The following is a 13,295-nucleotide window of genomic DNA, read 5'->3' on the forward strand; positions in this document are numbered from 1 at the left end:
TTGGTCGTAGAGGGTTAACGCAAATATGATGCCGAAATTACCTCATTTAAAAACATATGGTTATATTGATTTAAATATCATTCTCATTTTGAGAATTAAGCTGATAGGCAAAGTGAAGCGAAATGGGAAGAGAAGAAACAAATGCGAGAAGCAGACACCTGAAACAAAACGAGCGCCCAGAAAGACGCTCTTAATATCGATGAATTTGAGTCTATGAACGCGACGCCATTGGGTGGCTTGGGCTCATCTCTAGCAAGTCCCACAGGTTGCCATAGAGATCTTCAAATACGGCGACTGTGCCGTAGTCTTGCTCCGCTGGCGGGCGAACAAACTTAATTCCCTGCTCTACCATTCGGTTGTAGTCGCGCCAGAAGTCATCGGTGTTTAAAAATAGGAACACACGTCCACCAGTTTGGTTACCGATGAAGTCATGCTGCTCTGGCTTTGACGCTTTGGCTAGCAATAATGTCACACCATTGGAACCCGGTGGAGAAACCACAACCCAGCGCTTATCTTGCTCTGGTTGGTACGTATCTTCCACCAGCTCAAACTTCAGCTTATTCACATAAAAATCAATCGCTTCATCGTAATCTTTTACTACCAAAGCAATATGGATAATGGATTGTTTCATCGCGTTATACCTTTAGTTTTCCGCTGATTACCGTCTTTGCGGAGCCAATCAGTTTAATGCGTCCGTTTTCAAGCAGTTCGGTTTGTAAGTGGCCGCCACGTGCCGACGCTTGATAAGCGCGGAACTGATTTTGACCAAGCTTCTGCGCCCAAAACTGAGTCAGTGCGCAGTGGGCTGAGCCCGTAACAGGATCTTCGTTCACGCCCACCCAAGGGGCGAAGTAGCGCGAGATAAAGTCAAGCTCCGGGGAATTCGATTGAGCAGTGATCACCACGCCGCGCCCTTGAATGTTCTTTAGTGCATCAAAGTTAGGCTCGAGTTCCAACACGGTTTGTTCACTGTCGACTTCAATAAAGCCTTTGCTGTCAAACTGAGCGTAAGAAACCACTTGCTCCGCTTTCAATCCAAGTGCCGCTAGCAACGTAGCGTCTTGCTCAACATCCATTTCTAGATGAGTCGAAGGAAAATCGAGCTCAATTGTCGACTCGTTTACTTTTGCATGAAGCTCACCAGAGAGAGTTTGAAAGGCAATAGTATCGCCAACCTTCGCTAATCCTTGTTCTTTTAAGATTTGCGCTGTGGCTAATGTGCCATGACCACATAACGCCACTTCGACTTTAGGTGTGAACCAACGCAGTCGCATGTCTTTCAAACAGAGAAAAGCGGTTTCTGATACCGCCATTTCTTCAGCGATAGAGAACATCAATGCCTCTGGTAACGGTCCTTGTGAGAGACAGACTCCAGCAGGGTTTCCTTTAAAAGGTTCGGTGGTGAAAGAGTCCACTTGGTAGATATCGAGATCCATGATGCGCTTCCTAATACTGCTATTTTGGCAAGGTGCCAAACAGCTTATCGGTTTCATGGTAAAGCGACAATGCATGCCCTGATTGTTCTTGCAAAACACAAACAAAAGGCACCCTTTGCGGTGCCTTTTTACATTCTGATGCTTGTTCAGCTCAAACCAATAACGTTCAATTTACCTGAACGAAACTTTAAAATTACTAGATATAATTAACCATTCATATTGGATATCTTATTCCCGTGCTTTGACGGACATCAAAAACAAATCGTTTTTCCTGCCTCTTCAACACTTCTTTGGATGCTCACCCAAAGAAAATAAATAAGAAAAATCAAACTCATAGGTATTCAATATGAAACAGCCTTTAAAAGCGTTAGTGCTGGCTCTAGGGTTATCCTTAGGTGCAGCCAACTGTTACGCATTAACTGTCGAACCGCTCGAAAAAGATTTTACTTTGCAGCTACTCGGATCCGGTGGACCAATCTCTGATGACCTTCGTGCATCGTCTGGTGAACTGATTTGGTGGAAAGGAAAATCACGCGTGATGATCGATGCCGGTGGTGGTGTTTATCTGCGTTTTGGCCAAGCGGGAGGCAAACTGGAAGACTTAGACTTCCTTGGTTTAAGCCACTTCCACACCGACCACGTCGCCGACGTTCCTGCCTTATTAAAAGGTGGCTACTTCTTTGACCGTCAAGATCCCCTTGATATCGCAGGCCCAGAAGCAGGCTCTGCATTTCCTAGCTTAACCGGTTACATGAAAGCGCTTTTCGACGGTGATGAAGGCGCTTACGCATATCTGAACGGTTTATTTGATGGCAGCGATGGCTTGTTCCCAGTCACCATTACTGATGTGCCATACAAAACTTCCCAAGGCACCAAGGTGTACGAGCAAGATGGGTTAACCATTTACGCTCTCGGCATCCCACACGGTGACGTACCTTGTCTCGCTTTCCGAATCGAAAGTGCCGAAGGCGTAATGGTGATTTCCGCCGACCAAAACGGCAGTAACCCTGACTTCATCGACTTCGCTAAAGGTGCCGACATTTTATTGATGCCATTGGCAATTCACGAAGAAGCCGACGAAGTCTCGTCATTTATGCACGCTAAGCCATCGGTTGTCGGCAAGATCGCCGCAGAAGTAAATCCAAAACTCTTGGTGCTTAACCACTGGATGGGCTTAGGTCTAAAACTCAAACCCGCTTCCATCAAGATCGTCAAAGAGTACTACCACGGTCAAGTTATCGCTGGTCACGACTTATCTAGCTACCCAATGAGCGCAGCGAAGGAGATGTCTCATGAACAATAAACTCGCTCTATCTATCGCGATGACGTCTGTCATTACTTTGAACTCAGGCATGGCGTTTGCCGATGCACCCACCGAGGCTCCCGTTGAAGCTCAATCCAGCTCTCAACATGGCGGTAAGTGTGCGGCTGGTAAATGTGGTACAGAGAAACGCTTTGAGAAACAAGAGTTAAAAGATGATCCGCAAGGCCGCTTGGTACGCGCCCGAGACGGTAAATGTGGTGTGACAGGTGAAGGCATTAACCCTTCGGCAGAAACCATCAAATTAACCAAAAGCAAAATCACAGGTGGGGTATGCGGACAATAACCGATACATCAAAAGGGATTGGGCTGCGCAGTGAACACGTTGATTTGCTGTGTCAGTTGCCCGAGCACCCAGATATCGATTTCCTCGAATTAGCACCGGAAAACTGGATGAATATTGGCGGCTTGAAACGTGAACAGCTACAAGACATTGCTAAACATTATCCTCTTGTCGCTCATGGCTTGAGCTTATCGATTGGTGATTGCCAGCCGATAAACGAGTCTTTTGTACGAGACGTCGCACGCTTTCTCGATGAATTTAATATCGACATCTATAGCGAACATCTGAGTTTCTCTAGAGACAATCAGGGCTATTTGTATGAACTGCTTCCGATCCCTCGACACAAAGAGAACATTCCGTATTTGGTCGAACGCATTCAACGCGTGCAAGACATTATTCAGCGCCCATTAGCGTTAGAGAATATCTCTTACTACCACGATTACGGACATGAAATGCCAGAGGGCGAGTTTATCGCTGAAGTGAGCGAGCGCAGTGGATGTGAGCTGCTTATCGACATCAATAATGTGTTCGTAAACAGCCGAAATCATCATTTCTGCCCGTACGACATGCTCAGCACTTTACCAAGCGATGCGATTCGGTATTACCACATTGCGGGTCACCTGAAAGAGCGTGATGACTTCTTACTCGATACCCATGGCAAACCAGTGCCTGATGAAGTGATTGATCTGGCTCGTTACACCTACTCGGTGCATGGCAGCAAGCCTTTGCTTCTTGAGCGCGACCACAATGTGCCTTCGCTGCTTGTTCTGGCTGAAGAGCTTCGCAGCATTCATGGTGAGATCTTGGATTTCAGCCAAACACTCGAAGTGTTGTGTAAGGAGGTGCTCAATGCTTAATCCTCCGAGCAAAATGTGCGCGCAAACCGAGTCCCTAACGGCTCTGATTCGCACGCCTATGAATCAGCATGCGCTGTGTCGATATAGCGAATTTATCCGCGACAACATCTTGGGTGTCGTTGCGAATACGTTCCCTCTATTTTCTTCGCAGTTCGCTGATGAACAACTTGAGCGCATGGTGGATGACTTTGTGGTGATGCATGGTGCATCCGAGCCTGAATTTCACCATATTGCCACCGAGTTTGTTCAATTTTTGCAACAGAAAGCGCATCAAGATTCCAGCTTCATCTCTGCCGATCAGATGGCGTTGTTGGAATATGAATGGGTGGCGTTCAATGTAGAGATTGACACCTTAGTCGCGGCATTCACTTCTTCACCGAATCCGATATTCGAAGAGAACCAAGTGCTGCAACTCAACCCAACATTAAAGCTGGTCGAAGTGCCTTTCTTGTTGCATCAAGACTCCGTGACCTTCTTAACTGACAGGCGTCACCCTGTGTTTTATGGCGTGTTTCGGAACTCACAGCATCATGTGATATCGCAAAAGCTCAGAGAAGTGGATGTCGCATTGATTCAGCTATTACAACAGCAACCAAACCTGACTCTGGCGCAACTACAACAAATGCTTGCTCAGCAACTCGCCAGATTCAGTTTCATGGAGTGGGCTCAACACTTCAGTGAACTAGGACTCGTCAGCGTCCGCCCTTCAGGAGAAAAATTATGATTAAGTCAGCCCTCAATTGGTTCGACGGTCTCGTCGAGAAATGCAAAAGATACGATTACTTAGCGTTGCTTGCGATTCGTCTCTACCTCATTCCGGTCATTTTTGTTGGCGCTCGCTCTAAGGTGCTGGGCTTCTCTGGCACCGTCGCGTGGTTTGGCGCGTCCACCGCAGATGGTGGTTTGAACTTACCATTTCCCGAGTTGTTAGCGTTTCTTGCCGCTGGTACGGAAGTGCTTGGCTGTATTTGTATCGCTTTGGGTTTATTTACCCGAGTGATGTCGATTCCGATGATTTTCTTGATGAGTGTTGCGAGCGCAATGGTGCACTGGAAACACGGTTGGGATGCCATCGCCACTGGCGGCATGGAAGCAACGGTACGTTTGAACGGCTTTATTGAATGGTTAGCAACCAACTTCCCAGGTCGATACAACTACATCACCGAATTGGGTGACCCAGTAATGCTCAACAACGGTATGGAGTTCGCAGCGACCTACTTTGTGATGTTGCTGGTGCTGTTCTTCTACGGCGGTGGTCGCTACGTAAGCTTGGATTACTGGTTGAGAAAACCTTTCTCTCGCACACCAGCAAAAGCATAATTCAAGCACCCAAGCTTTAACGCTTAATTAAACAGACCAATAATAACCTTATCTAACCCGCTACTCTGGTAGCGGGAAGGAGTCCTTATGTTTGCAGATGTCGTTGATCTGTCGCGGTTTCAGTTCGCTAGTACCGCACTCTATCATTTTATATTCGTCCCACTGACCATAGGTTTGTCTTTCTTACTGGCCGTTATGGAGTCTTTGTACGTCATGACGGGAAAAACCATCTACAAGGACATGACCAAGTTCTGGGGTAAATTATTCGGGATTAACTTCGCCGTGGGCGTCGCGACCGGTCTTACCATGGAGTTTCAATTTGGTACCAACTGGGCTTATTACTCTCACTATGTGGGCGATATTTTCGGGGCACCGCTCGCCATCGAAGCCTTAATTGCCTTCTTCCTCGAATCCACCTTAGTTGGTATGTTCTTCTTCGGTTGGGATCGATTATCAAAACGCCAACACTTGTCGGTCACTTGGCTGACAGCGCTAGGTTCTAACTTCTCTGGGTTGTGGATTTTGATGGCGAATGGCTGGATGCAAAACCCAGTCGGCGCAGAATTCAATTACCAAACCATGCGAATGGAGATGATCAACTTTGCTGATGTGGTGTTTAACCCCGTCACGCAAGTGAAATTTGTTCATACCGTGGCTGCCGGTTACACCACAGGTGCTTTGTTTGTGATGGGCATCAGTGCTTACTACTTACTCAAAGGTCGAGATATCTCTTTCGCTCGCCGTTCATTTGCGGTGGCGTCCGCATTTGGCATGGCCGCGATTGTGTCGACATTGATGCTAGGTGACGAATCGGGTTACGAGCTTGGTGACGTGCAACAGGTAAAACTGGCGGCAATTGAGTCCGAATGGCACACCGAAGAAGCACCCGCCTCGTTCACGCTATTTGGCTTACCAAACCAAGAAACCATGGAAACCGACTACGCCATTAAGATTCCATATCTAATGGGGATCATCGCAACTCGCTCGCTGGATGAACCAGTGATGGGCTTACGCGACCTGATGGCACAGAACGAAGATCGTATCCGCGATGGTATCCAAGCTTACGGCATGCTAGAGGAACTTCGCGCAGGTAACGACAGCCCAGAAAACATCGCTCAATTCGATGAGATGAAGAAAGATCTCGGCTACGGTCTGCTCTTGAAGAAATACACCGAGAACGTCACCGACGCGACTGAAAGTCAAATCAAGCAAGCGGCGCAAGACACGATTCCTCAAGTAGCACCTCTGTTCTGGAGCTTCCGAATCATGGTGGCTTGTGGGGTATTGATGTTCGCCATTATCGGTTTGTCTTTCGTCCAAGTCTGCCGCAGAAAATTGGGTTCGAGCCCTTGGTTATTGAGAGCGACACTATGGGCGATTCCATTGCCTTTCATAGCTTGTGAAGCAGGTTGGTTCGTTGCCGAATATGGGCGCCAACCATGGGCAATTGGTGAGGTGCTTCCGGTCAATATGGCAGTATCTAACCTCGCACCAAGTGACATTTGGATTTCGCTCGGCTTTGTTTATGTGCTCTACACAGCGTTCTTGATTGTAGAAATGTTCTTGATGGTGAAGTTTGCCAAACGTGGACCAAGCGTGCTTAAAACGGGTCGCTATCACCATGAAGAGAACAACGAAAAAGACAAACAATCCGACACATTCAAACTGATTGATCAGCACTAAGGAGGCACTATGTTTGATTACGAAAACCTACGCCTATTTACTTGGGCGATCGTTGGTGTGCTGTTGATTGGTTTCACCATCACTGACGGATTCGATATGGGGGTGGCCGCGCTGCTCCCAGTTATGGGGAAAAAGAACCTCGAACGTCGCGTAATGCTTAACGCTATCGCGCCACACTGGGACGGCAACCAAGTTTGGCTAATTACCGCAGGCGGTGCCATCTTCGCGATATGGCCCTTGGTATACGCCGCAGCGTTCTCCGGCTTCTACATTGCCATGCTGTTAGTGCTAGCATCCCTTTGGTTGCGTCCTATCGGTATGGATTACCGAGCTAAAATCGATAATCCGCAATGGCGCAACGCATGTGATATCGCCTTGTTCATCAGCGGTGTGATTCCACCGATTATCTTTGGGGTTGGTTTCGGTAACTTGTTAGTCGGTGTGCCGTTCGAGTTAAACAACCTATTGATGTTGGATTATCAAGGTGGGTTCTTTGACTTGCTTACTCCATTCCCAATTCTGTGTGGCTTGGTGAGCTTGACCATGGTGGTGACACAAGGTGCAGCTTTCCTTCAAATGAAAACCAAACATGAGCTACGCACACGAGCACAAAACATCACGTTGTGGGGCGCGGGGGCAACCATGTTGCTATTTATGTTTGGCGGTTTGTTCGCGGCATCTCAATCGGGTTACATCATCATCGGAGCAATGCTTAAAGATGGCATTTCAAACCCACTCAACAAACAAGTGGTGAGCATCGCGGGTGATTTATTGCATAACTTCAGCGAAATGCCGCAACTTTGGCTGATTCCATTCACTGCAGTAACGAGCTTACTCGTGTGCTTTTGGGCAACGGTCTCTCGCCGTGCTGGGGTGGCGTTCACTATGTCGAGCATTGCGATTGCTTGCATCATCTTAACGGCAGGCGTCACCTTGTTCCCGATGATCATGCCATCAAGCATAAACCCATCGCACAGCTTAACGTTATGGGATGCGACATCGAGTGAGAAAACGCTCGGAATTATCTCTGTCGTTGCCATCATCGTTGTACCTGTGATTCTGGGCTACACCGCATGGTGTTACTACAAAATGTTCGGACGTTTGGATAACAACTACATCCGCAGCAACAGCTCATCGCTCTATTAAGGAGGCAAGTATGTGGTACATGTGTTGGGTACTTGGCGTATTACTCGCCTGCGCCTTTGGTGTCATCAATGGTTTATGGCTAGAGAACACTGGACGCTTTGAAGAGGAAGAGTTCTAACCTCTCACGTCAGAACGGAGCATTCCCAATAACAAACGCCCTCAATCACGAGGGCGTTTGTTCATATCAATGAGTTTACTCTGCCGACAATCGATAGCGGCGCACTTCGTATTGGTCTTGCTCTGAATAAAATGTATTGAGAAACTCGCCACCCGCCTTTTCGATCACGCGTCTTGATGCGGTATTGTTCATATCACAAGTGACGATAGCGCTGCCTTCAAGAACCTCGGCTTTCACCCAGTTCAACATGAATGTAGCGATGCCTTTGCCTTGCGCATCTGGCGCAGTTTCGTAACCAATGTGCCCAATCACATTTTCAAGGTAGTCGTTATTACCGTCACGAACTCGAATCGAACCAAGTATCACCTCTTCCTCGATACAGAAGTATGTCGAAGACGGCGTCCAACCTTCCGGCAAACCTTCGCCTTTCGCGTATCCAATTCGTTTTTTCAGCAGCGCTTCGCTGTCGCTTTGGGCAGCGACGTACATTTCCATTCCCACCTGAGCACACTTCTCAACATACTGCTCAAATGCTTCTAAATGGCTGAGGTTGGCTTTAACTACTTGCATTTTCTTCCTTGTGTTAGTTTGAGTGAGCATCCGTTACGAAACCAATGGCTCGATGTTTTCTGCAAATAAGCACTCAAGAGGATAAGGCAAAGCAAGTGTCGGCATATCTGTTTTCGAGAACCAAGCCAGCTCGCTAGTCTCGTCATCTAACTGTTCTTCAAAGTGACCTGTTTGCAGACACTTTAACAAGACAACGGTGTATTCGACTTGGTCGCCGTTTGGATAAGTAAAACCAAATCCTTCTCCACCGAAAATACCGAGCACACGTTCAACTTTAACCTTGAGTCCGGTTTCTTCTCTGACTTCTCGAATCACGGCTTGCGAAGGTGATTCGGCTGGCTCAATCATGCCTGCAGGTAAACTCCAACTGCCATCAGATTTCTTTTGCAATAGAAGTTGGTTTCTTTGATTGAGGATCACAGCGGCAACGCCCGGAATCATTAACACTTGATTACCTACTTTGCTGCGTAGCTCTTTTACGTAGTGACTGGCACTCATTTATCTTCCTTGAACTCAAATGTTTTAGTTTCTCACCAGATGTTCATTTTGAAATACAACAAGAAGCAGGTAATAAAAATTAAGCCGCACCATGCGAAAAAGATCTTCGCTTTTTGCTCTGCACTGGCTTTTTCTGGATCTGGTTGCAAGATGAAGTAGTAACAAACGATGGGAATGAGTTCGTAGGTTTTAGCAATGTATTGATGCCCCATTTCAAGGAATGGCGGGACGTACAAATACACCACGGTATAAGCAATGAAATAAAGCGTACCAAGAATGCGGTGCAAACCGATGGATTGGCCTTCTCGGAAAAACCAAACTAATGCTGCCAAACCAGCAAAAACTGCGACGAGTAAAAACATCCGTTCTTCTACCCTTCTTTTTGAAACTTTCTCCTACCCTATTTAAACCACTCAATTAATCAAATGGTTATGTTGCCAAACACGATAAAGCTCAAACAGAAAAGGCACCAATTGGTGCCTTTGTGACGCTCTGACGCGTTTATTAGTATGTCACTTTCAGTGCTTCGCGCGCTTTTAGGTTTTGCGCCGCATGCTTAGGCGCTTCTGCCAAGACATCTCGGCTGCCCTGCTCTGCTTTTCGATTCAGTTTCACTGAGGTGATTTGCCAGTTATCGCCTGCTCGTTGCAACCCAAACTCGTATTCACCCGAAACTGCCCAGAAACCCTCTTCACCGAGCCAATGACTTGCGGTGAAATCCACTATCGCACTCGCCTTATCGCCATCAATAGAGACGTTCAGATTGCTCAAGTCATGAAATGTCGCATCAAACCCAGGCAGGAATCCCGCCCACTGCTGCATTAAATCTTGGCGTTTGACTTGTTGGGCTTCACCGCCAAACAGCGTGGTGTAATCCACCGTCAATTCTGGAGCGAACAATCGACCTAAGTATTCAAATGCGCCTTGGTCTGCCAAAGCCGAGAAGCTGTTAATGTTGCTACGAATTTTCGCTTCGTCCAAAGACATGGTTTGAGCATTCACATTCATGGCAATCACTCCGATAAACAGTAACCACAGTTGTTTAAGCTTCATCACGTGATTCCTTATAGGTTCGCTTCGAAGTGCTCTACAACTTCATCGACAGCCAGTTTTACCGCTTCTGGTTGGTCATAGAAATCGAATTGATTGATGTCGTATAGCCATACTGCGTTAACGTTGCTACCAGCATTCTCAATGTAACGATGCGCACCAGCAGGCAGAGCCATGGCTTCAGATGCCACCATTAGCACTGGTTTATCTTGTGTTGCTGCACTTGCTTGAGCGTCGTAGTTCAACCAACCAGTCCATGATGCAACGTTGTATTGGTTGTCATATTCAGGAATCAAACCGCGGTCAGTCTCCGTGTAGTAAGGCGCTTGGAACATCAATGCGTTCTCATTGGTTGTGCTTGCCGCTTCGATGTAAACCGGAGTCGCTGAGCGTGCAGCTTCTTCCGCTGCTGCGAGTAAGTTTTTCGCGCTTTCTTCGCCACCGTAAATTTCAGTCGCCATCGCTTTATCGTGCAGCCAAGGAGCAACCACTGCCGCGGCTTTTACTTTGTCATTACCGGCAACCGCATCTAGCATGTAGCCCGCCGATGCACAGATACCCAAACCACCGATGCGTGTTGCATCAACGCCATCGAGTTGACTCACCGCTTCAATCACTGCACGAATGTCTGCGGTTTTACGTGCAGGATCTTCTAAGTACATCACTTGGTCTTTGCTTTCACCCCAACCACGGAAATCAAAAGTCAATGCAGCGTAACCTCGCTCTGCCAATGCTTGAGCATAAACCGCCGGCATCTGCTCTTTCACTGCTGTCCACGCACCCGTCACGATAACAACTGGGGCATTTTTCGCACCTTTTGGTAGGTAAAGGTTTGCAGCTAGTTGACCAACTTGAGTATTGAGTTCGATGTGTTTCATGGTGGTGTCCTCTAAAGCTAAGTTCATGTTGTTGTCATTTGCAGAAACTGAGTGAGCAAAGGTGGTAAACGGCAAACTACCTAATAGTAGTAAAAGCGATTTCTTAAACATGGCATCCTCTCTGTCTTATGTTTTGCCTAAGCTGTCCGGCTAACTTGGGTATAGATTAGCGCTGCACCGCGAGAGAAGATTGAACATTCCTGCCCAAGTTTTTGTACTTTGTTGCCCCCTCAATGAGTTGACGAAATGTGCAAAACTCGGCTAATTTCAGCTAGCAAGTGGAAGAGAACAAAGGAAAGAAAATGAAGTCCGAGCTTAAGTTTTATGACTCTGAATCTAATGCGCTATCAAGCTGTGGCGACGTGCTGGATATTGAGTTTTCAAACCATGGATTAGATTGGCCGGGCGTATTGGTAGAAAAAGGCACGTCCCCTTATTTTTATCCGAAGAATGTCTACACCCCATACTTCTACTTTGCACTGGCACTAGAAAAAGATTTGAATTGGAGCGTCGAAAAAGATGGCACGTTCGCCGATCTGAAAACCAGCCCGGGCAACATTTGGATTAACCCGCCTAAAACCCCGTTTACCCATGATGTGGCAGAGCCTTGTTACTTCGTGATTTTGGCGATTGAAGAGCAAGAGTTTTTCTCACACTGCCCGCTCAATTTAGAGGGAATTGAGCTGCAATTTTTGAACAACTACAACGTGTTGGATGAGACCATCAAAGGCATCATTGAACTGTTTATGTTGGAAGCGAAAGCCAAAGGACGAAATGGCAAAATCTACCTCAATAACTTGGTTTCACTCCTTGCAACCCACTACATTCAAAACTACTCCAACTACTTTGACCTTAAGAACAACCAGCTTGCTGCCTCTAAGTTCGACCAACACCAAGTCGATAAGATTGACCAATACATCGAAGAAAACATCGGCAACAACATCGCGGTTGATGACCTTGCAGACTTGCTTGGGTGTAGTAAGTTTTACTTTCTGAGGGAATTCAAAAAGCTTATCGGCGTAACGCCTTATCAGTACCTGATGAATAAGCGTTTGGAGCAAGCACGAGTGGCACTCTCTTCTGGCTCAGTTAATATCGCTTTAACGGCGCACGAGCTTGGCTTTAATGACCAATCCCACTTTACTCGTGCCTTCAAAAACCATTTCGGCATGACACCGGGGCAATTCGTTAAACAACAAGAAAGCTAATCTTAAGGTTGGTTAGCTTTCTTCCACTGCAAAGGGGTGATGCCATTCGCGCGTTTAAAGGCACGCACAAACTGAGTGGCATCAGCGTATCCCAAGTGCACAGCAATATCTCCAACGGCACTGTTTCTTTGAATCAAAACGCGTTTGGCAAAGGTAAAGTTGAGCGCCTCTTTTACCTCTCGAAAACTGGTGCCTTCTTGCTTCAAACTACGCTGCACCGTGCGCTTTGAAATGCCAATTAACTCGCTAAACACTTCCAAACACATATCAACTCGCCCTACATACGCAGACAAAGCTTGCTCAACATAGTAAGCAAAAGGCTTGTCTTCCGCGCATACATTTATGCTATCGATCCCTTCTAAAGCGGGATACTCCAACGCTAAGTGTTCTTGACCAAGAAACTGCGGAATATCGTTTCTGATTTGGAGCTCAGTTAAGGGTTGGCCTTGCGGGTGAAGCAGATAATAAGCGCTCGGCTCTTGCAGATTTGGGTACCAAGCTTTCATATACGCATGAAGATAAACCGTTAGAAAAAGCTCGGCTTCTATTTGCTCAAAAGCACTAGCATGAGCTTCTACACGAGTGAAATGAGCTGTCGTTTCTAAGCTCAAGGCTCTTAGACCTAAGCTCGTGAAGACGTTTTCCGGCGTGGCTTGATTGAACTTCAAATTAATACTCGCGTGCTTCGCGATACGTTGTAATGAAGAGACAAATACCGTTGCACCTAAGTGCTGCCTCAACCCGGATAGCAACCGAGAAAAGGCATGGAAAGGAATGAACTCAGCCGTTGAAGTGTCTAGCGCAAATGGCATGTCGGCTTGCTCTTGCAGTTGCGCCAGTGCTGTAGGCTCCAGAGCTAACTGACCAAGAAAATCATACACGATTGTTTTTCTAATCAATGGGATGGAATGACTCACACCTTCTCCT

The 13,295-nt window shown here is 46.9% G+C and carries 17 protein-coding genes; 9 read left to right on the plus strand and 8 right to left on the minus strand.

Annotated features, from left to right (window positions below):
• Positions 1-211 precede the first annotated feature (211 nt).
• The gene (locus tag VCHENC03_RS10835) at positions 212-631 is read right to left on the minus strand and encodes a VOC family protein (RefSeq protein WP_009706429.1); all 420 of its coding nucleotides are present in this window, start codon (positions 629-631) and stop codon (positions 212-214) included.
• Positions 632-635: 4 nt separating this feature from the next.
• Positions 636-1,436 carry a PhzF family phenazine biosynthesis protein gene (locus VCHENC03_RS10830; RefSeq protein ID WP_009706430.1) on the minus strand — a complete coding sequence of 267 codons (801 nt, stop codon included), beginning with the start codon at positions 1,434-1,436 and terminating at the stop codon, positions 636-638.
• Positions 1,437-1,782: 346 nt separating this feature from the next.
• Between VCHENC03_RS10830 and VCHENC03_RS10825 the strand changes: the two genes are divergently transcribed.
• The 8 genes from VCHENC03_RS10825 (at position 1,783) to cydX (ending at position 8,164) form a co-directional block, all read left to right on the plus strand.
• A complete protein-coding gene (locus VCHENC03_RS10825) occupies positions 1,783-2,739 on the plus strand; it encodes an MBL fold metallo-hydrolase (protein ID WP_005429413.1) in 957 nt (318 codons plus the stop codon).
• On the plus strand, positions 2,729-3,043 hold the full coding sequence (locus VCHENC03_RS10820) for a hypothetical protein (protein WP_005436274.1): 315 nt from the start codon (positions 2,729-2,731) through the stop codon (positions 3,041-3,043). The genes VCHENC03_RS10825 and VCHENC03_RS10820 overlap by 11 nt, the downstream gene beginning before the upstream one ends.
• Positions 3,031-3,897 (plus strand): DUF692 domain-containing protein, encoded by an 867-nt coding sequence (locus VCHENC03_RS10815; RefSeq protein ID WP_009706431.1) that lies wholly within the window; start codon positions 3,031-3,033, stop codon positions 3,895-3,897. Before VCHENC03_RS10820 ends, VCHENC03_RS10815 begins: the two co-directional genes overlap by 13 nt.
• Positions 3,890-4,621, plus strand: a complete 732-nt coding sequence (locus tag VCHENC03_RS10810) for an HvfC family peptide modification chaperone (RefSeq protein ID WP_009706432.1) — start codon at positions 3,890-3,892, stop codon at positions 4,619-4,621. The genes VCHENC03_RS10815 and VCHENC03_RS10810 overlap by 8 nt, the downstream gene beginning before the upstream one ends.
• Positions 4,618-5,217, plus strand: a complete 600-nt coding sequence (locus tag VCHENC03_RS10805) for an HvfX family Cu-binding RiPP maturation protein (RefSeq protein ID WP_005429408.1) — start codon at positions 4,618-4,620, stop codon at positions 5,215-5,217. Before VCHENC03_RS10810 ends, VCHENC03_RS10805 begins: the two co-directional genes overlap by 4 nt.
• 87 nt (positions 5,218-5,304) lie before the next feature.
• Positions 5,305-6,900 carry a cytochrome ubiquinol oxidase subunit I gene (locus tag VCHENC03_RS10800; RefSeq protein ID WP_032802797.1) on the plus strand — a complete coding sequence of 532 codons (1,596 nt, stop codon included), beginning with the start codon at positions 5,305-5,307 and terminating at the stop codon, positions 6,898-6,900.
• Between the two features lie 9 nt (positions 6,901-6,909).
• The gene (gene cydB / locus VCHENC03_RS10795; RefSeq protein ID WP_009706434.1) at positions 6,910-8,046 is read left to right on the plus strand and encodes a cytochrome d ubiquinol oxidase subunit II; all 1,137 of its coding nucleotides are present in this window, start codon (positions 6,910-6,912) and stop codon (positions 8,044-8,046) included.
• Between the two features lie 10 nt (positions 8,047-8,056).
• Entirely contained in the window at positions 8,057-8,164 is a 108-nt protein-coding gene (cydX, locus tag VCHENC03_RS26935) for a cytochrome bd-I oxidase subunit CydX (protein WP_010453186.1), read from the plus strand.
• A gap of 75 nt (positions 8,165-8,239) precedes the next feature.
• Here the strand turns inward: cydX and VCHENC03_RS10790 are convergent, their stop codons facing one another.
• From VCHENC03_RS10790 to VCHENC03_RS10770, 5 genes are all read right to left on the minus strand, one after another.
• Positions 8,240-8,734 carry a GNAT family N-acetyltransferase gene (locus VCHENC03_RS10790; protein WP_009706435.1) on the minus strand — a complete coding sequence of 165 codons (495 nt, stop codon included), beginning with the start codon at positions 8,732-8,734 and terminating at the stop codon, positions 8,240-8,242.
• Positions 8,735-8,767: 33 nt separating this feature from the next.
• Positions 8,768-9,232 carry an NUDIX domain-containing protein gene (locus tag VCHENC03_RS10785; RefSeq protein WP_009706436.1) on the minus strand — a complete coding sequence of 155 codons (465 nt, stop codon included), beginning with the start codon at positions 9,230-9,232 and terminating at the stop codon, positions 8,768-8,770.
• Between the two features lie 32 nt (positions 9,233-9,264).
• A complete protein-coding gene (locus tag VCHENC03_RS10780) occupies positions 9,265-9,594 on the minus strand; it encodes a hypothetical protein (RefSeq protein ID WP_009706437.1) in 330 nt (109 codons plus the stop codon).
• A gap of 142 nt (positions 9,595-9,736) precedes the next feature.
• Positions 9,737-10,285 carry a nuclear transport factor 2 family protein gene (locus tag VCHENC03_RS10775; RefSeq protein ID WP_009706438.1) on the minus strand — a complete coding sequence of 183 codons (549 nt, stop codon included), beginning with the start codon at positions 10,283-10,285 and terminating at the stop codon, positions 9,737-9,739.
• Positions 10,286-10,296: 11 nt separating this feature from the next.
• Positions 10,297-11,271, minus strand: coding sequence for an alpha/beta hydrolase (locus tag VCHENC03_RS10770; RefSeq protein WP_032802798.1), 975 nt, complete (start codon positions 11,269-11,271; stop codon positions 10,297-10,299).
• A gap of 191 nt (positions 11,272-11,462) precedes the next feature.
• Here VCHENC03_RS10770 and VCHENC03_RS10765 point away from each other — a divergent pair, with 191 nt between their 5' ends.
• Positions 11,463-12,368 (plus strand): helix-turn-helix transcriptional regulator, encoded by a 906-nt coding sequence (locus VCHENC03_RS10765; protein ID WP_009706440.1) that lies wholly within the window; start codon positions 11,463-11,465, stop codon positions 12,366-12,368.
• Positions 12,369-12,370: 2 nt separating this feature from the next.
• Here VCHENC03_RS10765 and VCHENC03_RS10760 read toward each other — a convergent pair whose 3' ends face one another.
• On the minus strand, positions 12,371-13,285 hold the full coding sequence (locus tag VCHENC03_RS10760) for a helix-turn-helix transcriptional regulator (protein ID WP_232310346.1): 915 nt from the start codon (positions 13,283-13,285) through the stop codon (positions 12,371-12,373).
• Positions 13,286-13,295 lie beyond the last annotated feature (10 nt).

The sequence above is a fragment of the Vibrio sp. HENC-03 genome (assembly GCF_000305755.2).
Taxonomy (GTDB): domain Bacteria; phylum Pseudomonadota; class Gammaproteobacteria; order Enterobacterales; family Vibrionaceae; genus Vibrio; species Vibrio owensii.